This window comes from Rhodovastum atsumiense, assembly GCF_937425535.1.
In the GTDB taxonomy this organism is placed as follows: Bacteria; Pseudomonadota; Alphaproteobacteria; order Acetobacterales; family Acetobacteraceae; genus Rhodovastum; species Rhodovastum atsumiense.
Map to the genome: position 1 here is coordinate 1673107 of NZ_OW485601.1, position 21783 is coordinate 1694889.

Annotated in this window: 17 protein-coding genes; 10 read left to right on the forward strand and 7 right to left on the reverse strand. The window is 70.3% G+C overall.

Annotated features, from left to right (window positions below; translation table 11 throughout):
- Positions 1-120: 120 nt before the first annotated feature.
- Complete coding sequence (locus tag NBY65_RS07455; protein WP_150041951.1) at positions 121-2151, reverse strand: protein-disulfide reductase DsbD family protein; 2031 nt, start codon at positions 2149-2151, stop codon at positions 121-123.
- Positions 2152-2227: 76 nt separating this feature from the next.
- Between NBY65_RS07455 and hrpB the strand changes: the two genes are divergently transcribed.
- The 8 genes from hrpB (at position 2228) to NBY65_RS07495 (ending at position 14385) form a co-directional block, all read left to right on the forward strand.
- Entirely contained in the window at positions 2228-4648 is a 2421-nt protein-coding gene (gene hrpB, locus NBY65_RS07460) for an ATP-dependent helicase HrpB (protein WP_203330542.1), read from the forward strand.
- An 85-nt stretch (positions 4649-4733) separates the two neighbouring features.
- Complete coding sequence (locus tag NBY65_RS07465; protein WP_150041949.1) at positions 4734-5807, forward strand: trypsin-like peptidase domain-containing protein; 1074 nt, start codon at positions 4734-4736, stop codon at positions 5805-5807.
- A gap of 6 nt (positions 5808-5813) precedes the next feature.
- Positions 5814-6491, forward strand: a complete 678-nt coding sequence (locus NBY65_RS07470) for a response regulator transcription factor (protein WP_150041948.1) — start codon at positions 5814-5816, stop codon at positions 6489-6491.
- A gap of 115 nt (positions 6492-6606) precedes the next feature.
- Positions 6607-7938, forward strand: a complete 1332-nt coding sequence (locus tag NBY65_RS07475) for a TldD/PmbA family protein (RefSeq protein WP_150041947.1) — start codon at positions 6607-6609, stop codon at positions 7936-7938.
- Between the two features lie 110 nt (positions 7939-8048).
- On the forward strand, positions 8049-9002 hold the full coding sequence (locus tag NBY65_RS07480) for a TIM44-like domain-containing protein (RefSeq protein WP_239002860.1): 954 nt from the start codon (positions 8049-8051) through the stop codon (positions 9000-9002).
- A gap of 376 nt (positions 9003-9378) precedes the next feature.
- A complete protein-coding gene (locus tag NBY65_RS07485; protein ID WP_150041945.1) occupies positions 9379-9717 on the forward strand; it encodes a hypothetical protein in 339 nt (112 codons plus the stop codon).
- Between the two features lie 339 nt (positions 9718-10056).
- Positions 10057-11193 (forward strand): efflux RND transporter periplasmic adaptor subunit, encoded by a 1137-nt coding sequence (locus tag NBY65_RS07490; protein WP_150041944.1) that lies wholly within the window; start codon positions 10057-10059, stop codon positions 11191-11193.
- Positions 11194-11262: 69 nt separating this feature from the next.
- On the forward strand, positions 11263-14385 hold the full coding sequence (locus NBY65_RS07495; RefSeq protein ID WP_150041943.1) for a multidrug efflux RND transporter permease subunit: 3123 nt from the start codon (positions 11263-11265) through the stop codon (positions 14383-14385).
- Positions 14386-14463: 78 nt separating this feature from the next.
- Here the strand turns inward: NBY65_RS07495 and NBY65_RS07500 are convergent, their stop codons facing one another.
- From NBY65_RS07500 to NBY65_RS07520, 5 genes are all read right to left on the reverse strand, one after another.
- Positions 14464-14757: a hypothetical protein gene (locus tag NBY65_RS07500; protein WP_150041942.1), complete on the reverse strand. Its 294-nt coding sequence runs from the start codon at positions 14755-14757 to the stop codon at positions 14464-14466.
- Between the two features lie 231 nt (positions 14758-14988).
- Positions 14989-16380: a c-type cytochrome biogenesis protein CcmI gene (gene ccmI / locus NBY65_RS07505; RefSeq protein WP_162530638.1), complete on the reverse strand. Its 1392-nt coding sequence runs from the start codon at positions 16378-16380 to the stop codon at positions 14989-14991.
- A complete protein-coding gene (locus tag NBY65_RS07510; RefSeq protein WP_150041940.1) occupies positions 16377-16835 on the reverse strand; it encodes a cytochrome c-type biogenesis protein in 459 nt (152 codons plus the stop codon). The genes ccmI and NBY65_RS07510 overlap by 4 nt, the downstream gene beginning before the upstream one ends.
- Entirely contained in the window at positions 16835-17371 is a 537-nt protein-coding gene (locus NBY65_RS07515) for a DsbE family thiol:disulfide interchange protein (RefSeq protein ID WP_150041939.1), read from the reverse strand. The genes NBY65_RS07510 and NBY65_RS07515 overlap by 1 nt, the downstream gene beginning before the upstream one ends.
- Positions 17372-17376: 5 nt before the next feature.
- Positions 17377-19359 (reverse strand): heme lyase CcmF/NrfE family subunit, encoded by a 1983-nt coding sequence (locus NBY65_RS07520; RefSeq protein ID WP_150041938.1) that lies wholly within the window; start codon positions 19357-19359, stop codon positions 17377-17379.
- A 380-nt stretch (positions 19360-19739) separates the two neighbouring features.
- Between NBY65_RS07520 and NBY65_RS07525 the strand changes: the two genes are divergently transcribed.
- Positions 19740-21215 (forward strand): MFS transporter, encoded by a 1476-nt coding sequence (locus NBY65_RS07525; RefSeq protein ID WP_150041937.1) that lies wholly within the window; start codon positions 19740-19742, stop codon positions 21213-21215.
- A 35-nt stretch (positions 21216-21250) separates the two neighbouring features.
- Positions 21251-21433 carry a CsbD family protein gene (locus tag NBY65_RS07530; RefSeq protein WP_150041936.1) on the forward strand — a complete coding sequence of 61 codons (183 nt, stop codon included), beginning with the start codon at positions 21251-21253 and terminating at the stop codon, positions 21431-21433.
- A 96-nt stretch (positions 21434-21529) separates the two neighbouring features.
- Here NBY65_RS07530 and NBY65_RS07535 read toward each other — a convergent pair whose 3' ends face one another.
- Positions 21530-21763 (reverse strand): hypothetical protein, encoded by a 234-nt coding sequence (locus tag NBY65_RS07535; protein ID WP_150041935.1) that lies wholly within the window; start codon positions 21761-21763, stop codon positions 21530-21532.
- Positions 21764-21783: the final 20 nt, after the last annotated feature.

The window sequence follows — 21783 nt, forward strand, 5'->3', positions numbered from 1 at the left end:
GCCTCCTGGACCTCCACCAAGGGCGACGCCCTTGGAACCCATTCTTTGCCGCGCAGCGCTTTGGGGGTGCAGGGGCCTTGTGGCCCCTGCCGGGTCGAGGGCAGAGCCTTTGCCTTCCCTCTATTCCCCCATCCGTTCCAGCGCCGCGATCACCACCGCCTCGGTCAGGATCTGCGGCAACAGCACCGGCGTCCCCCCCCCGGACGGGTAAAGCACGTACAAGGGCACGCCATCCCGGCCATGGCTGCGCAGGAAGCGGGTGATCTCCGGATCGCGCAGCGTCCAGTCGCCCTTGAGATAGGTGACGCCGCGCTGGGCGAATTGCCGCCGCACCGCCGCGGGCGACAGTGCCACCCGTTCGTTGACCAGGCAGGTGACGCACCAGGCCGCGGTCATGTTCACGAATACCGGCCGCCCTTCCGCCCGCAGGGCCGCCAGCCGGTCCGGGGAATAGGGTTCGATGCCGGCTTCGGAGACCTGTCCGGCCGGCGTGGCCGCCAGCCCCGACAGCACCGTCAGGGCCGCCAGCACGGCTGCCCCGGCCGCGGCCATTGCCAGGCGCCGCCCCCGGGCCTTGGCCCGCTGCCCGAGCCCGACCGCCCAGGCGGCGAAGCCGACCAGCACCAGCCCGGCGGCGGCGCCGACCACCCCGGTGGATCCGGCCTCCTGGCTGATCACCCAGAGCAGCCAGACGCAGGAGCCGTACATCGGGAAGGCCAGGGCCTGCCGCAGCACTTCCATCCACGCCCCGGGCCGCGGCATCAGCCGGCCGAACGCAGGCACCGCCGCCAGCACCACGTAGGGCGCGGCGAGCCCGAGCCCCAGGGCGGCGAACACCCCCACGGTCATCAGGGCACTGGCCGAGAGTGCCGCGCTGATCGCCACCCCCATGAAGGGCGCGGTGCAGGGCGTCGCCACCAGCACCGCCAGCAGGCCGGTGAAGAAGCTGCCGGCATGCCCGCCCCTGGCGGCGAGATCCTGGCCAAGCCCCGCCGCGCGGCTCTGCACCGCGAACACGCCCGACAGGTTCAGCCCGACCGCGAACAGCACCCAGGTGGTCGCCGCCACGAAGGCGGGTGACTGGAACTGGAAGCCCCAGCCGACGGCGTCGCCGCCGGCCCGCAAGGCCAGCAGCAGGCCGCCGATCCCGAGGAAGGTGGTGATCACCCCCGCGGTATAGGTCAGTGCATGCGCCGCCGCGTGCCGTCGCGCCGCCCCGGACAGGCTGGCGAGCTTCACCGCCTTGATCGCCAGCACGGGAAAGACGCAGGGCATCAGGTTGAGGATCAGCCCCCCCAGGAAGGCCAGTCCCAGGACCCGCCCGAGTGGTAATTCCGGTTCGGCCACAGGCCCGCCGGGAGCGGCGGAAAGCTGCAGTGCCACCTGCTGGCCGCCGGCATCGCGCAGCACCAGCACGCCGGGCAGCGGCGCGTCCGGCCTGAAAGCCTGTCCCGGCGTCAGCGCCAGGGTCAGCACGCCCTCGCCCACCCGCAGCTTCTGCGGGGCCGGCGCTTCCACCGCCCCCGAGGTCTCCGGCATGAACCAGGCGTCACGGACCGCGGCGGGGGCGATGGCCGCGTCGGTCACGGTCAGCGTGCCATCGGGCCCGATCTGCGCGGTGCCCGGGAAGGGACGCGGCAAAGCCGAAGCGGCGGCGACGAACAGCTTCGCCTGCGCCGAGGGCGCGGGCGTGCCGGCCGGCAGGTCGAGCTGGAAATCGCCTTCCTCCGGAACGCAGATCTCCTTGCACACCAGCCAGGTGGCGTGCACGCGCACACTGTGCGCCGGACCGCTCACCGGCACGGCCAGCACCAGCTCGCCGCTGTAGCCATAGGTCATCAACGGCCCCTCGGCGTGGCGTTGCGGCGTGGGCCAGGCGATCGGGCCAGCGCTCGCCCCCGGGGGCAGGGTGAAGGACAGCTCCGGCGGTGCCCCGGCATCGCCGGGATTGCGCCAGTAGGTGTACCATCCCTCCGCCATGCGCAGGCGCAGCCCCACCTTGAAGGGCGTGCCGGGCGCGATGCGATCCGTGTCAGAGATCAGGGTGGCGGTCGCCCGGGGGCTGCTGACCGCGAGGCTTTCGGCGGCATGCGCCGGAACCGCCAGCATCAGCAGCAGGCCCGCGGCGAGACTCCGCAAGACTGGTGTCATCTCGTTCTCCCGTCGGGTCTGTGCCAGCCGGTGCTGCGCCTGTCCAGGGTCATCGCCCGATGCTAAGCGGGGCGTCGTGAACGCCGATCCGCCCGACCTGCCCGTCACCGAGGCACTGCCCGCCCTGCTCCCGGCCCTGGCCGAGGGGCGCAACGCCGTCCTGATCGCCCCGCCCGGCGCGGGCAAGACCACGCTGGTGCCGCTGGCGCTGCTGGACGCGCCCTGGCTCGGCGGCGGGCGCATCGTCATGCTCGAACCGCGCCGCCTCGCCGCCCGCGCCGCCGCCACCCGCATGGCGAGCCTGCGCGGCGAGCGGGCCGGCGAGGTGGTGGGCTATCGCACGCGCCTGGATGCCGCGGTGTCCGACGCCACCCGCATCGAGGTCGTCACCGAGGGGCTTCTGGTGCGCCGCCTGCAATCCGACCCCGGCCTGGAGGGAGTCGGCTGCGTCATCCTCGACGAGGTGCACGAACGCGCGCTGGAAGCCGACCTGGCGCTGGCATTCTGCCTGGACCTGCAACGGCATCTGCGGCCGGAGCTGCGCCTGCTGGCGATGTCGGCGACCGCCGACGCGGCCCGGCTCGGGCCGCTGCTGGATGCGGTGATCGTCGAGAGCGCGGGACGAGCCCACAAGGTAGCCGTCACCCATGCGAAGCGCGACCTCGCCGCGGCGCGCGACCTGCCGGAGGCGCTGGCGCGGGCGGTACGCGGCGCCCTGGCCGAGCACGACGGCGACGTGCTCGCCTTCCTGCCGGGCATGGGCGAGATCCGCCGGGCGCAGGCGGCGCTGGAGGGCTGCGGCGCGCTGGTGCTGCCGCTGCATGGCGACCTGCCGCCGGCCGAGCAGGATCGCGCCCTGCGGCCGGCCGAAACCCGGCGGGTGGTGCTGGCCACCTCGATCGCGGAGACCTCGCTGACCGTGCCGGGCGTGCGCATCGTGGTCGATGGCGGCTGGCGGCGCGCGCCGGCACTCGACCCGGCGACCGGGCTGACGCGGCTGGTGACGCGGCGGATCAGCCGGGCGGCGGCCGATCAGCGGGCCGGGCGCGCCGGCCGCGAGGGACCGGGCGTCGCCATCCGCCTCTGGACCGAGGCGCTGCATCGCGGCCTGCCGGCCTTCGACCGCCCGGAAATCCTGGAAGCGGAACTGTCCGGGCTGCTGCTGGATTGCGCCGCGTGGGGCGCGGCCCCCGCCGACCTGCCCTTCCCCGACCCGCCGCCGCCCGGCGCCCTGGCCGCCGCGGCGTCGCTGCTGACCGAGCTGGGCGCACTGGCGGACGGGCGGATCACCGCGACGGGGCGGCGCATGGCCGTGCTCGGGGCGCATCCGCGGCTGGCGGCGATGATGCTGGCCGCCGCCGACCCGGCGGAAGCGGCGCTGGCGGCCGACCTCGCCGCCCTGCTCGAAGAACGCGACCCGCTGCGCAGCCCCGACGCCCCCTGCGATGTCGGGCTGCGGCTCGCCGCCCTGGAAGGCGCTGCCGCGGAGGCCGACCGGGGCGCCGTGTCACGCATTCGCCGGGCGGCGAGCCAGTACCGCCGGCGCCTGCGGGTCAATGCCACGGCGGCGGGCGACCCGGCGCCGTTGCTCGCCGCCGCCTTTCCCGACCGCATCGCCCAGCGCCGTGGCGAGCCCGGCAGCTTCCGCCTCTCCGGCGGCGGCGGCGCCAAATTGCCGCTGGCCGACCCGCTCGCCCGCGCGCCGTTCCTGGCGGTGGCCAGCCTGGAGGCCAAGGGCGCGGCCCGCATCCGGCTGGCCGCGCCGCTCGATCCGGCACGGCTGCCCTCCTCGGTCGCCGCGCGCATCACCGAGACGGTGGAGAGCGGCTTCGATTCCGTCTCCGGCGCGGTGCTGTCGCGGCGACGCCGGCGGCTCGGCGCCCTGGTGCTGGAAGACCGCACCGAGGCCGCCGATCCGGCGGACCTGGCCGCCGCCCTGGCCGCGGCGGCGCCGATCGCCGGGCTGCCCTGGAGCGATGCCGCCCGCCAGTTGCAGGCGCGGGTGGCGCTGATGCGCGGGCTGGAAGGCGCGGACTGGCCGGACCTCTCGGATGCGGCGCTCGCCGCCGACCGATCCTGGCTGGCCGCCCATCTGCACGGCTGCTCCCGGCTCGCCGAGGTGGACAAGCTCGACCTGCACGCGGTGCTGCGGGCGACCCTGAGCTGGGAGCAGACAAGCCGGCTGGATCGGGAGCTGCCGTCGCATTTGCCGCTGCCGGGCGGGCGCGCCACGGTCGACTACACCCAGCCGGTGCCGGTGGCCGAGGCACGGGCGCAGTTCTTCTACGGGCTGGCCGAGACCCCGCGTCTGGCCGGCGGACGGGTGGAGCTGCGGCTGGCGCTGCTGTCGCCGGCCGGGCGGCCGGTGGCGATCACCGCCGACCTCGCCGGATTCTGGCGCGGCGCCTGGGCCGATGTGCGCAAGGACATGCGCGGGCGCTACCCCAAGCATTTCTGGCCCGACGATCCCGCCACCTCGCCACCGCGGCGGGCTTGACGCAATCTTGTTGGGGTCGCACCGAGTCCCAACCTGCTACGTCTCCCCTCCGTACTCACCTTCAGGTTCATATGGAGCCGAACCCATGAGTGCCCCGCTGCCTCGCCGTGCCGTCTTCGCCCTCGCCTGCGCCGGCCTTGCGGCGCCGGGCTGCGCCGGGCCGGCGGTGGCACGCTCAGGGCCCGAGAGTTTCGCCCCCCTGGTCCGGCGGGTGCTGCCGGCCGTGGTCAATATCGCGGTGGTGGAATCGGTCACCTCCGGCAACGACCCGCTGTCGATGTTCCCGCCGGAGATCCAGCGCCAGTTCCGCGGCCGCTATCCGCAGCGCCGGCGCGAGGTGCGCGGCAGCGGCTCGGGCTTCGTGATCGACTCGTCGGGCTACATCGTCACCAACACCCATGTGGTGGGCAATGCCAGCCGCATCGTCGTCTCCCTGCTGGACGGCACCGAGATGCCGGCGGAGATCGTGGGGGTGGACGACCTGACCGACATCGCGCTGATCCGGGTGCACCGCGCCACCTCGCTGCAGAGCGCGGTCTGGGGGGATTCGCGCAAGCTGGAGGTGGGGGACTGGGTGGTCGCCGCGGGCAACCCCTTCGGCCTGGGCGGCTCGGTGACCGCGGGCATCGTGTCCGCGCGCGGACGCGACATCGGCTCGGGGCCGTTCGACGACTTCATCCAGATCGACGCCCCCATCAATCCGGGCAATTCCGGCGGTCCGCTGTTCAATGCCGATGGCGAGGTGGTCGGCATCAACTCGGCGATCTACTCGCCGACCGGCAGCTCGGTCGGCATCGGCTTCGCGATCCCCAGCGAGATCGCCAGCCGCATCGCCGCCGACCTGCGGGAGAAGGGGCGGATCGAGCGCGGCTGGCTGGGCGTGACCATGCAGGACCTGGGCGGCAGCGGCGAAGGCCGGCGCGACCGGGGAGTGGCAATCGCCGAGGTGGTGCGCGGCGGACCGGCGGCGCGCGGAGGATTGCGCCCGGGGGACATCGTCATCGGGGTCAACGGACAGACGGTCGAGGACGCACGGGGTATGCTGCGCTCGGTCGCCGCCATTCCACCGGGCCAGACGGCACGGCTGCAGCTGCGCCGCCAGGGACGCGAACTGGAGCTGCCCGTGACGGTGGGCCGGCGACCAAGCAACGAGGACTGAAAACAGATGCGAATCCTGGTGGTCGAGGACGACAAGGACGTCGCCGGCTTCGTGGTGAAGGGCCTGAAGGAAGCCGGACATATCGTCGAGCACGCCGATAACGGCCGCGACGGCCTGTTCCTGGCGGCAAGCGAGAATTTCGATGCGATCGTGCTCGACCGCATGTTGCCGGGCGGGGTGGACGGGCTGCGGCTGCTGGAAACCCTGCGCGGCCAGGGCAACGTGACGCCGGTGCTGTTCCTCTCGGCCATGGCGCAGGTGGACGACCGGGTGCGCGGCCTGAAGGCGGGCGGCGACGACTACATGACCAAGCCCTTCGCCTTCTCCGAGCTGCTCGCCCGGGTGGAGGCGCTGACGCGCCGCGGCAAGACCGAGGCGCCGCTGACCAAGCTGGCCGCCGGCGACCTGGAGATGGACCTGCTGTCGCGCACCGTCCGCCGCGCCGGGCAGAAGATCGACCTGCAGCCGCGCGAGTTCCGGCTGCTGGAATACCTGCTGCGCCACGCCGGCCAGGTGGTCACCCGCACCATGCTGCTGGAAGGCGTCTGGGACTACCATTTCGACCCACAGACCAACGTGATCGACGTGCACGTCTCCCGGCTGCGCCAGAAGGTCGACAAGCCCTTCCCGACCTCGCTGATCCATACCGTGCGCAACGCCGGCTACATGTTGCGGTCCGAGTGAGGGAACGCCGCCGCCGCCCCTCACCACGCCGGGGCATGGCGCCCATATTGCTGTCCGATCGCCTGTTCCCGTCCCCGCGCCGCCTGGCGGGGACGCATCGTCTGGGAGCCATCGCATGGACGACCTCGACCTGCTTGCCGACCTGATCGCCCGCGCCCGCAAGGCCGGGGCGGACGCGGCGGATGCGCTGCTGGTGGCCGGGACCTCGCTTGGCGTGCAGCGGCGACTCGGGCAGACCGAGCATCTCGAGCGCTCCGAAGGCCGGGACCTCGGGCTGCGGGTGTTCGTCGGCAGGCGCCAGGCCATCGTTTCCTCCACCTCCGTCGATCCCGCCGGATTCTCGCTGCTTGCCGAGCGCGCGGTGGCGATGGCGCGGGTGGTGCCGGAAGACCCCTATGCCGGCCTGCCCGATGAGAGCGTGGCCGCGCCGGACGGGGCGGTGCTCGACATGGACGACCCGACCGAGCCGGATGCCGAGGCGCTGATCGCCCGCGCTTCCGCCGCCGAGGAAGCGGCGCTGGCGGTGCCCGGCGTCACCAATTCCGAAGGGGCCGAGGCCTCCTGGGGCCGCACCAAGATCGGGCTGGTGACCTCCACCGGTTTCGCCGGCCGCTTCGCCCGCAGCAGCCATTCGGTCTCGGCGACGGTGTTGGCCGGCAGTGGCACGCACATGGAACGCGACTACGACTACGCGACCAGCGTGCACCTCGCCGACCTCGATGACCCGGTCCGCATCGGCCGCAGCGCCGGCGAGCGGGCGGTGGCGCGGCTGGATCCGCGCCGGCCGAAGACGGCGAAACTGCCCGTGATCTACGATCCGCGCGTGGCCGGCGGGCTGATCTCGCATTTCGCCGGCGCCATCAACGGCGCCTCGGTGGCGCGCGGCACCAGCTTCCTCAAGGACCGGCTCGGGCAGCGCGTGTTCGCCCCCGGCATCGTGGTGATGGACGACCCCCGCCGGGTGCGCGGCCTGCGCTCCCGCCCCTTCGACGGCGAGGGCCTGCCGACCGAGGCCCGCAAGCTCGCCGATGACGGGGTGTTGACCACCTGGCTGCTGGATACGCGCAGCGCCCGCCAGCTCGGGCTGCGCTCGACCGGACATGCCAGCCGGGGCACCGGCGGGCCGCCGAGCCCCTCGCCCACCAATCTCTACCTGCAGCCGGGCCCGCTCTCCCCGGCCGAGCTGATGGCCGACATCAAGGAAGGGCTCTACGTCACCGAGCTGATCGGCATGGGCATCAACATGGTGACCGGCGACTACAGCCGGGGCGCGGCCGGGTTCATGATCCGCGACGGCGCCCTGGCCGAGCCGGTGGCGGAAATCACCATCGCCAGCACCATGCCGGAGATGTTCCTCCACCTGACCCCGGCCAATGACCTGGTGTTCCGCCGTGGCACCGACGCCCCGACGATCCGGGTCGACGGCATGACCATGGCTGGCGCCTGACGCCGCCGCACGCGTTTCCTCTGTAACAGTACATCACGCGGCTTCCCCTTCATTACGAAGGGGCGGCCCCCTATATTCGCGTTGGTATGTCGAGGAAACGTGAGCACCCCATGCGTCGCACTTCGTCCCTGATCGCCGCCGCAGCGGCCCTGTCGCTCGCGCTTGCGCCCGGCTTCGCCTGGGCGAAGGCGGGCGGCGGTGGATCGATGGGCAGCCGTGGCAGCCGGACCTATTCGGCGCCGCCGCCCACCAACACGGCCCCCTCCACCACCATGCCGATGCAGCGCAGCATGACGCCGCAGGCCGGCCCCTCGGCGCCGTCGTCCCTGGCATCATCGCCGGCGGCCGCGCCGATGAGTGGCCGCTCGGCCTTCATGTCCGGCCTGATGGGCGGGCTGATCGGCGCCGGCATCGGCGGCCTGCTGTTCGGTGGCGGCCTGTTCGGCGGCATCAACGGCATCGGCAGCTTCTTCTGGTTCCTGGTGCAGATCGCCCTGGTCGCGCTGCTGGTGCGGTTCCTGTACCGCTGGTTCATGCGCAACCGGGCCCAGACGGCCTTCGCCGGGCCGAACCTGTTCGCCCGCGGCAACACCGACAATGCCAGCCCTGGCCCGCGGCCGATGATGGGCGGCAGCGCGGGTTCCGCCCAGGCGCAGCGGCCGGTGCAGATCACCCCGGCCGATTACCAGAACTTCGAACACTTGCTGCAGACCGTGCAGGGCGCTTGGTCGAACCACGACCTGAACGCACTGCGCGCGGTCTCCACGCCCGAGATGGCCGGCTACTTCGCCGAGCAGATCGGCGAGCAGGCCCGCCGCGGCGTGCGCAACACGGTGTCGGAGGTGCGGCTGGAACAGGGCGACCTGTCGGAAGCCTGGTCGGAAGGGGCGCGCGAATACGCCACCGTCGCCATGCGCTTCTCGATGATCGACGTGACCCGCGACGGCAGCGGCCGCGTGATCGAGGGTGATCCGGCCCGGCGCACCGAAACGACCGAGATCTGGACGTTCCTGCGCGCGCCGGGCGAACGCTGGGTGCTTTCGGCGATCCAGCAGACGCGCTGACGGCACGGCCGGGGAACACCGCTTCCCCCGGCATCTTCGGGTCCGACGACACGGGCCGGATGAGGCATCGCCACGCCTCTCCGGCCCGTTTTTCATTTCCTGCCCCCATGTGCGCCGGCTCACAGCCAGGATGACGGCCGCGCGCTATGGTTCCGGCATGAATTCAATCCTCACCAGACAATCCCAATCAAACGAAAAAAATATCTACGCGAAATCAATTTTGGGTTAATCGACGTTTCTGGTTTTCTACTTCAGATGCCCAGGCCATGGCCTTGGCTTTACAATGGAATTCTTCACCGGATCACGATTTATCGTTTGATCACGAAGCCGTGAACATGTATGGTCCCATCATCGTGAACGCTTTGGAGTGCCCGCCATGATCACGATGGCTCTGCAGGGTTCCGGATCGCAGCCTCTCCCGACCGCGGCAACCTTCGCGGCCATGGCGCAGGCCCTTTGCGAGAAGACATCGGACGTGGTGGCGCGGGTCGTGGCGATCGACGCCGATCTGGCCGAGCGGGCCGCCAGCGCTTCCGTGCTGCATCCCCTGCCCGACACCGACGCCCTCCCCATCGAAGACGGTGACGACATCGCCGACGAGACGGATGACCGGGCCACCCGCATCGTGCGCGAGCCGTCGGGCCGGGCCATGCTGCAAGCGCTCGGCATCGCCGCCAGCCTGCTGCTGACCTGGGTGGGCATGCAGATCGTCTGAACCGTCCCCGCATTCGCTGGCATGGCGACATGAAAACCGCGCTCCGCCGCCCCCGCGTTCAGGTCAGGTTCAGGTCGGCAGCCTATGATGCGTCGCAGCAGATGATATGAAACGACTGAGCCACGCCCCAATGGCCCGTATTTTGTTTATTCATCCCCGCCAGCTCGCGTTGAATGGTTCGTGAGCGGGTCCATGTCACTGAGACCCATGCCGGCCGCGCCGGCCTGCGAATACGGGGGCTGAACGCGTGCAGGACGACGCCAACACCCTATCCGCCGGAGCCGGCCTGGATCCGGCCCCTGATGTTGCGGCGTTCCGCGCCATGACGACAGCCCGGCCATGACAGCTTCCCCTGCGCGGCCGCGCCGCGCCCGCGCGATCGGGCTGGCGGCGGTGCTCGCCGCCGCCGTTCTGCTGCCCCGGCTGCCGGCCCAGGCCCAGCCCGCCCAGCCCAGCCCCCCCGCCGTCCCGGTAACCACGGCCGCGGTCATCCGCCAGGACGTGCCCGTCCTGCTGCGCAATATCGGCACGGTGCAGGCCTTTCAGGCGGCCCTGATCCGCGCGCGCGTGGACGGCACGCTCGAGCGCGTGTTCTTCAACGAAGGCCAGGAAGTGAAGAAGGGCGACCCGCTCGCCCTGATCGACCCGCGCCCCTATGCCGCGGCCCTCGCACAGGCCCAGGCGAAGAAGGCCTATGACGAGGTCCAGCTCGCCAATGCGAAGCGCGACCTCGCCCGCTACCAGTCGCTGGTCCGCAACGACTTCGCCTCGCGCCAGCAGGTGGACAACCAGACGGCGCAGGTGGGACAGATCAGCGCCACGCTGCAGGGCGACGAGGCGGCCATCGCGGCGGCCCGGCTCAATCTCGAATACTGCCACATCACCGCGCCGTTCGACGGCCGGGTCGGGCTGCGGCTGGTGGACCCCGGCAACATGGTGCGCGCCACCGACACGACGGGGCTGGTCAGCCTCACCCAGATCCACCCGATCGCGGTCACGTTCACCCTGCCCCAGGCCGATCTGCCGCGGATCCAGACGGCGATGAAAACCGGCCCGCTGCCGGTGCTCGCCTTCGCCCCGGACGACAGCACCGAACTTGGCACCGGCGAGCTGCTGACCGCCGACAACGCGATCGACCAGGCCACCGGCACGATCCGGCTGAAGGCGGTGTTCCAGAACCCCGACAGCCGGCTCTGGCCCGGGCAGTTCGTGAACGTGCGGCTGCAGATCGGCCTCAGGACCGCGGCGCTGACCGTGCCGAGCATCGCCGTGCAGCGCGGCGCCTCCGGCCTTTATGTCTTCGTGGTGAAGCCGGATTCGACGGTCGCGGTGCAGCGCGTCGAGATCGGCCAGGACGACGGCCGGATCGCGGTGGTATCGCGCGGCCTCGACGCGGACACGCACGTGGTCGTGGGCGGCATGTCGCGACTGCAGGACGGGACCCGCGTGGCGGAGACCCGCTCCCCCGCGAGCTGACCCCACACGATGACGCGGCCCCGATGACGCGCCGCCGATGATGCGGCACAGCAACAGGCACGACGGCGCATGAGCATCTCCACCCCCTTCATCCGCCGTCCGGTCGGCACCTCCCTGCTGATGGCGGCGATCGTCCTGGTCGGCATCGCCGCCTATCCGCTGCTGCCCGTCGCCCCGCTGCCACGCGTCGAGTTCCCGACCATCAACGTCTCGGCCAAGTTTCCCGGCGCGAGCCCGGAAACCATGGCGACCGCGGTGGCGCAGCCGCTGGAGCGACAATTCGCCCAGATCCCCGGCATCGCGCAGATGACCTCGACATCCGTGCTGGGGCAGAGCTCCATCACCATCCAGTTCGACCTCAACCGCAGCATCGATTCCGCCGCGCTGGACGTGCAGTCGCGCATCACCGCCGCCCAGGGCCAGTTGCCCAAGGACCTGCCCTCGCCGCCGACCTTCTGGAAGGTCAATCCCTCCGACAGCCCGATCATGATCTATGCGGTGCAGTCCGACCTGCACCCTCTGATCGATGTCGACGACTATGCCGACAACATCCTCGCCCAGCAGATCAGCCAGATCTCCGGCGTCAGCCAGGTCTTCATCGGCGGCGAGCGCAAGCGGGCGGTGCGGGTGCAGGTGGATCCGGCCAAGCTCGCGGCGATGGGCATCACGCTGGAAGACGCCCGCAGCGCCCTTGCCACCGCCACGGTGAACGCGCCGAAGGGCACGATCGACGGGGTGAAGCGCAGCTTCACCGTCTACGCCAACGACCAGTTGACCAAGGCATCCCAGTACCAGGACCTGGTGATCGCCTATCGCAACGGCGCGCCGGTGCGGGTGCGTGACATCGGCCAGGCCGTCGACGACGCCGAGAACGTGCGCGTCGGCGGCTTCCGCAACGGCAGGCCCGGCGTCCAGCTGGTGATCTTCAAGCAGCCGGACGCCAACATCATCGACACGGTCGAGCGCATCGAAGCAGCCATGCCGCGGCTGCGGGCGGCGATTCCGCCCTCGATCGAGGTCAACAAGGTGATGGACCGCACGCAGACCATCCGCGCCTCGGTCCACGAGGTTCAGTTCACGCTGATCCTGACGATCGCCCTGGTGGTGATGGTGATCTTCCTGTTCCTGCGCAACCTGTGGGCCACCATCATCCCCGGCATCACCGTGCCGATCGCGCTGGTCGGCACCTTCGCGGTGATGTACCTGCTGGACTTCAGCCTGGATAATCTCTCGCTGATGGCGCTGACCATCGCGGTCGGCTTCGTGGTCGACGACGCCATCGTCATGCTGGAGAACATCTACCGCCATATCGAGGACGGCATGAAGCCGATGGACGCCGCCATCCGCGGGGCGGGCGAGATCGGCTTCACCATCGTCTCGATCAGCGCCTCGCTGATCGCGGTGTTCATTCCGCTGCTGCTGATGGGCGGCATCGTCGGGCGGCTGTTCCGGGAATTCGCGGTCACCGTCAGCGTGGCGGTGCTCGTCTCGGCGCTGGTGTCGCTGACGCTGACGCCGATGATGTGCTCGCGCTTCCTGCACCATGAAACCGGCCGGCACGGACGGCTCTACCGGGTGATCGAGAGCGGCTTCGACCTGCTGCTCGCCGGCTACCGGCGCACGCTCGACATCGCGCTGCGCCACCAGTTCGTGACGCTGCTGACCTTCCTGGCCACCGTGGCGCTGACGGTGGTGCTGTACATCCAGATCCCCAAGGGGTTCTTCCCCGAGCAGGACAACGGCCTGCTGCTCGGCGTCTCCGAGACCGCGCAGGACGTCTCCTTCAAGGAAGCGGTGCGGATCAACCGGGAACTCGGCGCCGTGCTGCTGCAGGATCCCGATATAGCCAACTATGTCTCGCTGGTCGGGGCGGGCGTGTCCGGGCAGACCGGCAACAACGCGCGCTTCTTCGTGGCGCTCAAGCCGTTCGAGGAACGGCATGCCTCGGCGCAACAGATCATCGCACGGCTGCGGCCGCAGCTCGCACGCATCGAGGGCGGACAGCTTTTCCTGCAGGCCGGTCAGGACGTGCGGGTAGGCGGGCGCATCTCCAAGACGCAGTACCAGTACACGCTGCAGGACGCCGACGCGAACGAGCTGTACGAATGGGCGCCGAAGGTCTTCGCGAAGCTGCGCACCCTGCCGCAATTGCGTGACGTCGCCACCGACCAGCAGAACGGCGGCACCACGGTGATGATCACCATCGACCGCGACGCCGCCGCCCGCTTCGGCATCTCGCCCCGCCAGATCGATGACACGCTGTACAGCGCGCTCGGCCAGCGCCAGGTGACCCAGTACTTCACCCAGGTGAACACCTATGAACTCATCCTGGAAGTGCTGCCGGAGCTGCAGGGCGATCTGACTGTGCTGGACAAGCTGTACGTGAAATCCAGTGCCGGCCAGGCGGTGCCGCTCTCGACCTTCGTGAAGGTGGACACCACCCGGACGGCGCCGCTGTCGATCAGCCACCAGTCGCAATTCCCGGCGGTGACGCTGTCCTTCAACCTCGCCGAGGGCGTGGCGCTCGGCCAGGCGGTGGACGCCATCCAGGGGGCGATGCGCGATCTCGGCGCGCCGATCACCATCTCCGGCACCTTCCAGGGCACCGCCCAGGCGTTCCAGTCCTCGCTCTCCAGCCAGCCTTACCTGATCGCGGCGGCGTTGATCGCCGTCTACATCATCCTGGGCATCCTGTACGAGAGCTACATCCTGCCGATCACCATCCTCTCGACGCTGCCGTCGGCCGGGGTGGGGGCGCTGCTGATCCTGATGGGCGCGGGCTACGAGCTGTCGGTGATCGCGCTGATCGGCATCATCCTGCTGATCGGCATCGTCAAGAAGAACGGCATCATGATGGTGGACTTCGCCATCACCGCCGAGCGGCGCGACGGCGAAACCCCGTTCAACGCCATCCGACAGGCCTGCCTGCTGCGTTTCCGCCCCATCCTGATGACGACGATGGCGGCGTTGCTGTCCGGCCTGCCGCTGATGATCGGCACCGGCGCCGGGTCGGAACTGCGCCGCCCGCTCGGCTTCGCGATGGTAGGTGGCCTGGCCCTCAGCCAGATCCTGACGCTGTATACGACGCCGGTGATCTATCTTTACCTGGAACGCCTGCAACGCTGGCTCGCGCCGAAGCGGACCAGTTCCATGCCCGCGCTGGCGGAAAAAATGGGAGCAACGGCGGACTGACCGGACAGCCGCGCAGCGCGACCGGGGTGCAGGGGCCTTATGGCCCCTGCCGGGTCCAGGGCAGAGCCCTGGCCTTGCCTACTTCTCTTTCTCGCCGTCCTCTTCTTCTTCCTCTTCTTCTTCCTCGTCGTCGTCCTCGTCCTGGTGCTCGTAGTACCAGTCGAGCACCTCGTCATGGAAATCCGGATCCTTGAGCAGGCGCATTGCCAGCGCCAGCACGATTTCCGGCGCCGCGGAAAGATCGGTTGCGTCCGTATCCACGTCGGATGCCGCGACGACGCGCACCGACATGGAGCCGCTCTCTTCCCCTACGACAAGGGCGACTTCGCCCGGGTCGAGTTCGACGGCCGTGGTCTCGGTCTTGGGTGCCATGGTCGCTGCACTCCCGCTGTCTCGTGCCGGACCCCTCGCCCGGCAGCACCGCAACGCGTCGCCCCCGTCCTGGCTGCCACCGGGGGCCGCAGATTTTCCGCCGGCCGCAGGCGCTTTTCCATGCCGGGCAACGGCGTTGATTGGGCTGATGTAGCTGTGCTTCCCGGCCCAGATCAATGGCCAGGGGCACTGCCGGGGCGAAACCGGCGGTGCCGTGCCCGAAAAGCCGCGTCAGTGTGCCTTCAGTGTCGCAATGGCCTCGGTGACCAGCCTGGACTCGTTGCTGCCCTCCGGCAGCAGGGGCAGCAGGCGCTCCCAGTAGCCACGGGCCTGGTCGACTCGGCCGGACTGAGCCTCCGCCATGCCGAGATACCACAGGGTCTCCGGGAGCTTCGGATCGCGTTGCTCGGCCTCGTGCAACAGGGCGATGGCGCGCTGCGGCAGCGGTGCGCCTTCCTTCTGTGCCTGAGCCAGCGCCTGCACCCCCTGCAGCAGGGGCGTGACATCGCCGGGCCGCAGGGCAGCGGCCCGCGTAAAGGCATCGCCCGCCTGATCGTGCTCGCCCAGCACCGCATAGGCCCGGCCAAGCCGCAGCCAGCCGTCGTAATCGTTGGGCTCGGCCTGCAACTTCGCGGCAAGCTTCTCCACCATGCCGCGGATCATGGTGGCGCGCTCGGCTTCGGACATGTTCGCCGCGGCGGCGACATCCTGTCCGGTCGGCCCGGGTTCAGGCGCCGACTCGGGCGCGGGCGGCGGCAATGTCGGCACCGGCACGCCGCTGAGCCGGGCGGCCTGGGCGATGCGGCGCCCGAGCTCGGCGCGCATGTCCGGATCGGCGATCTCGCCGGCGAGCTTCAGCCACGCGTCGATCGCCTTCTGGCCCTCGCCCGCCTGCGCGTCGGCCGCGGCCAGGTAGAATCGGGCGATCGGGTTGACGGCATCGGCCTTGAGCGCCTGTGCGAAGGCCTCGCGCGCGGCCGGCGTCACCGTGCCCTGGGCCGCCAGCACCTGCATCTCGCCATAGCCGGCATAGGCATCGGCGTCAGCGTTGCCCAGGGCGATCAGGTTGCGCCAGGCGGCGGCGGCCTCCTGCCAGTTGCCGAGCGTCGCCTCGGTGCGGGCATAGAGCTGCCAGCCCTCGCGGTTGTTCGGATCCTGGCGCAGGCGCTCGGCCAGGGTCTGCGCCATCTTCGCCATCTCGGCGTGCTGCGGGTCGGTGGCGCCGCCCTTGCGCTCGGCGATCCGCAGCGCATAGGGGGCATCCGGGATGCCCGGCGCCCCCAGCATCAGGTAAAGCCCCGAGGCACCGGCCACGACCAGCACGGCGACCACGCCGGCGATCAGGGAGCTGCGGCGCAGCGGCGCCCGCGGCAGTTCCGGCTCCTGCCGATCCGACGCGGCAAGCAGGCGGCGCTCGATTTCCAGCCGGGCGGTCTGGGCCTCGGCCTCGCCGACGACCCCGCGGGCGATGTCGCGGTCCAGTTCCTTGAGCTGGTCGCGATAGACCGCCTGATCGAAGCGGGCACGCGAGGGCAGCGCCCGACGGACGCCGACCAGCGGCAGCACGACGAAGGTCAGCACGCCCAGCGCGAGCAGGGCGCAGGTGAAGACAAAGGCGGTCACGCCTCGGGCTCCTGCAGCAGCCGCGCGAGGCGTGCCCGCTCGGCCTCGTTCAACGGCGCCGGCAGGACGGCCGCCTGCGGCCGGCGACGCAGCCAGAGGACGACGCCGATGCCACTGACCAGCAGCACCAGCGCCGGGCCGAACCACAGCAGCAGCGTGGCGCCCTTGAGCGGGGGCTTCAGCAGCACGAAATCGCCGTAGCGATCGACGATGAACTGCCGCGCCTGGTCATTGGAATCGCCGCTGCTGAGGCGCTCGCGCAGCAGCACGCGGATGTCGCGGGCGAGGTCGGCGTTGGAATCGTCGATCGATTCGTTCTGGCAGACCAGGCAGCGCAACGTCCGGCTGACCTCGCGCGCCCGCGCCTCCATGGCCGGATCGGGCAGGCGCTCGCGCGGTTCCACCGCACCGGCGAGCCCCGGCAGCAGCAGCAGCAGCAACAGCAGCGCGCGCATCAGCCGCCCTCGAGCTGGCGGACCAGCGGCAACAACTCACGCTCGACCGAATCGGGATTGAGCGGCCCCACGAAGCGCTTGCGGATATGGCCGGACTTGTCGATCACGTAGGTCTCCGGGACGCCATAGACGCCGAAATCGATGCCGGTGCGCCCCGACAGGTCCAGGCCGATGCCGCGGTAGGGATCGCCCGACTGATCGAGCAGCCGCTGCGCATCCGCCGGCTTATCCTTGTAGGCAATGCCGTAGAGCGCCAGTTTCTCCTGCCTGGCCAGGCGCATCAGCACCGGATGCTCGATCCGGCAGGGCACGCACCAGGAAGCGAAGAAATTGACCACCGCCACCTGCCCGGCGAGGCCCGCCCTGGAAAGATTGCTCCCCTCCCCGAGCGGCGGCAGGTCGAAATCGGGGGCGGGCTTGTCGATCAGCGCCGAGGGCAGCTCACGCGGATCGAAGCCTGGGCGCAAGGCCACCACGAAATAGCCGGCGACCGCGAGGAACGCGACGAGCGGCAGCAAGTACAGGACGCGCTTCACGACGGTCACTCTCCCGGGGCAGGCTGCAGCACCGCCTGGCGGGCGCGGGCGGCGATGCCGACCCGCCAGCGCCGGTCGCTCAGGCTGACGACCCCACCGAAGGCCATGACGAGGGCGCCGAGCCAGATCCAGGGAACCAGCGGCTTGTAGTAGGCCCGGATGGTCCAGCCGCCGGCGGGATCGGGATCGCCGAGCGCCACATAGAGATCGGCGAGCAGGTTGGTGCGGATGGCGGTCTCGGCGGTGGTCTGCTGCTGCAGCGGGAAGAAGCGGCGCTGCGGATGCACCACCGCCACCGTCCGGCCATCGCGCAGGACGGCGATGGCGGCGTCGTCATAGATGTAGTTGGGGCCGTTGCGGCGCTCCACCCCGTCGAGCCGCAGCGTGTAGCCGGCCAGCTTCAGCTCGCCGCCGGGGCGGACGATGTCGATGCTCTCGCTTTCGAAGGCCGAGGCGGCGATGCCGGCCACGGTGACCGCCACCCCCATATGGGCGAGCGTCATGCCCCAGGCCGCGCGCGGCAGGCCGATGGCGCGGCGCAGGCTTTCCCAGGCCGGGATGCGGAACAGCCGGATGCGTTCGGCGAACTCCACGGCCGCGCCGGCAAAGACCCAGGCGGCGAGGCCAAGCCCGAGCACAGCCAGCACCGGGCCGCCATGGCTGGCCCAGAAGGCGGCCAGCATGACCAGGATGGCAATGCCGAAGGCAGCCCACAGCCGCTGCAGAACGCCGAGCAGGTCGCCGCGCTTCCAGGCCAGCATCGAGCCCGGGCCGACCATCAGCAGCAGCGGCACCATCAGCGGCACGAAGGTCTGGTTGAAGAAGGGGAAGCCGACCGAGATCTTGTCGCCGCCCACCACATCGAGGAACAGCGGATACAGCGTGCCGATGAACACCGTGGCGGCGCCGCAGGCCAGCAGCAGGTTGTTCATCACCAGCGCGCCCTCGCGCGAGACCGGCGCGAACAGCCCGCCCCCCTTCAGCGCCGGCGCCCGCACCGCATACAGCGTCAGCGAGCCGCCGATCGCCAGCGCCAGCAGCGCCAGGATGAAGGTGCCGCGCGCCGGATCGGTGGCGAAGGCATGCACCGAGCTCAGCACGCCCGAGCGCACCAGGAAGGTGCCGACCAGCGACAGCGAGAAGGTGATGATGGCGAGCAGGATCGTCCAGCTTTTCAGCGTGTCGCGCTTCTCCACCACGATGGCGGAATGGATCAGCGCGGTGCCGACGATCCAGGGCATCAGCGAGGCGTTCTCGACCGGGTCCCAGAACCACCAGCCGCCCCAGCCCAGCGTGTAGTACGCCCACCAGCTGCCGAGCGCGATGCCGAGCGTGAGCGAGCACCACGACACCAGCGCCCAGGGCCGCACCCAGCGGGCCCAGGCCGGATCGACGCGGCCTTCGATCAGGGCGGCGACGGCGAAGGCGAAGGACACCGAGAAGCCGACATAGCCCAGGTAGAGGAAGGGCGGATGGAAGGCGAGGCCCGGGTCCTGCAGGATCGGGTTGAGCCCGCGCCCGTCCGGCGGCGGCGGCATGGCGCGCAGGAACGGGTTTGAGGTGAACAGGATGAACAGCAGGAAGCCGACCCCGATCATCCCCTGCACTGCCAGCACGCGGGCGCGCAGCTCGGGCGGCAGGTTGCCGCCGAAGGCCGCGACCGCGGCGCCGCAGAAGGCGAGCACGGCGACCCACAGCAGCATCGAGCCCTCGTGGTTCCCCCACACGCCGCTGATCTTGTAGAGCAGCGGCTTGGCCGAATGGCTGTTCTGGAAGACGTTCAGGACCGAGAAATCGGACACCACGTAGGCGTGCATCAGCGCCGCCAGCGCCATCGCGACCAGCAGGAACTGCGTGACCGCGGCGGAGCGGCCGGCCGCCATCCAGGCGGGATCGCGGCGCGCGGCCCCGATCAGCGGCACGACCGACTGCACCAGCGCCACCAGGAGAGCGAGGATCAGGGCGAAATGCCCGGTCTCGACGATCATGCCATCACGACATTTCTGTGATGAAGGGTGCCGCTTCCTAGCGGTTTCGGGAGAGGAAGGCCAGGGGCAGCGCCCCCTGGACGCCCCCCGTCGCGGCCGGGATTACCATTTGCAACGAAAATCCATCACGCCTGTTCGCGCAATGGCTTCGCCACGGCCTCGCGCCAGGCGGAAAGGCCCCTGGAATCACTGCCTTCCCCAAAAGGATTGAGACCACGCACCCCGGCCCCGATGCAGGGAGGGATTGCAGCCCGGGCAGATCGTGACACCGCCGCCACGCCCTCGGGTCGAGGCCAGGGAGCCACACTTGAATCGCGGGATCCTTCCTGATGAAAGGACCATCAGGGAACCACTCACAGGCTGGACCGTTCGCCCCGCGCATGGACAGGCCCCCCGCCTCGCAGATCTTCGAGACCGACATCCCCGCCCGGCTGGACCGCCTGCCCTGGGGGCGGTTCCACTGGCTGGTCGTCATCGCGCTCGGTATCACCTGGATCCTCGATGGCCTGGAGGTGACGCTGGTGGGCTCGCTGTCCGGCGCCATCGTGGAGAGCCAGACGATCAGCCTGACCGGCGCCCAGATCGGCGCCGCCGCCAGCGCCTACCTGGTCGGCGCCGTGTCCGGCGCGCTGCTCTTCGGCTGGCTCACCGACCGCTGGGGCCGCAAGAAACTCTTCACCATCACCGTCCTGGTCTACCTGCTCTCCACCATCGCCACCGGCTTCGCCTGGGATTTCTGGTCCTTCGCCCTGTTCCGCGCCCTGACCGGCGCCGGCATCGGCGGCGAGTACGCCGCGGTGAACGCGACCATCCAGGAACTCATCCCCGCCCGCCGGCGCGGCTTCACCGACCTCGTCATCAACGGCAGCTTCTGGCTCGGGGCGGCGCTCGGCGCGCTCGGCGCGCTGGTAGCGCTCGATCCCACCCTGGTTCCGCCCGAGATCGGCTGGCGCGGCTCCTTCGTCCTCGGCGGCCTGATTGGCTTCGTCGTGCTGTTCCTGCGCCGCTGGATCCCGGAAAGCCCGCGCTGGCTGATGACCCATGGCCATCCGGAAGCCGCCGAGGCCGCCATGCGCGAGATCGAGGACCGCGTGCGTGTCCAGTTCGGGGACTTGCCGCCGGTCCCGCCGCAAAGGCTGCGACTGCGCAGGGACGTGAACGCCTGGTTCGGCCCCAGCGTGCATGCCCTGCTGCACAGGTATCGGGACCGCACCATCCTCGGCACCGCGCTGATGGGGGCGCAGGCGTTCTGCTACAATGCGGTGTTCTTCACCTACGCGCTGATCCTGACCAAATTCTACGCGATCCCGTCCGGGCAGGTCGGGTTGTTCATCCTGCCTTTCGCGATCGGCAATTTCCTCGGCCCCCTGGTGCTCGGGCGGCTGTTCGACACGGTCGGCCGCCGCATCATGATCACCGCGACCTATGCGCTGTCGGGCGTGCTGATGGCCGTCACCGGTTGGCTGTTTGCCCAGGGGTCGCTGACCGCCGTCGAGCAGACCGCCGCGTGGACCGGCATCTTCTTCGTCGCCTCCGCCGCCGCGTCCTCGGCCTATCTCACCGTGGGCGAAAGCTTCCCGCTGGAGATGCGGGCGGTCGCCATCGCCCTGTTCTATGCGCTCGGCACCGGCATCGGCGGCGTCGCCGGGCCGGTGCTGTTCGGCGCGCTGATCGAGGGCGGCTCGCGGACGGAGATCCTGTATGGCTACCTGCTGGGGGGCGGGCTGATGCTGGTCGCCGCGGCCTTCGAGGCCGCGCTCGGCGTGCCGGCCGAACGCAAGCAGCTCGAGGAAATCGCCCCGCCGCTGTCCGCGGCCATCGCGGAGCCTGCAACCGTCTCCGAGCTCAGCCGTTGATAAAGCAGACGGCAAGAAAATGGAGGAAAACAGCAATGGTCGACAAAGATCGCGTCGAAGGTTCGCTGAAACAGGCCAAGGGGGCGATAAAGGAAGGCGTCGGCAAGGTCACCGGCGATACCAGCACCCAGGCCGAAGGCAAGGCCGACAAGGCCGAAGGCAAGGTGCAGAACACGGTCGGGGGCGCCAAGGACGCGGTGCGCGACGCGACCGAGTAGCCAGCCTCAGGCCGCTCGGATGAACAGGGGCGTCGCAGTCGCCGGACTGCGGCGCCCTTTCCTGTACGGGTCAGGCAATCCGGACGGGTGCGTCGCCTACCCCGCCGTGCCTTCGGACAGGCGGCGATTGTTGCGCTCGGCCTTGCGGATGCAGGATTGCAGGTCCCGCGACAAGGCCCGCGCCTGCTGCGGCGTCATCTCGACGAACATGCGGCGCAGGATATCCCCCCCCACATTGCGGCGCAGGCGCAGGAACACGGCACCGGGCACCGCCTGGACGCAGGCTTCATTGGCCTCGGCATCGAAATCGAAGATCGGCGCTACGGTCATCGGACACGCTCCACTCGTCG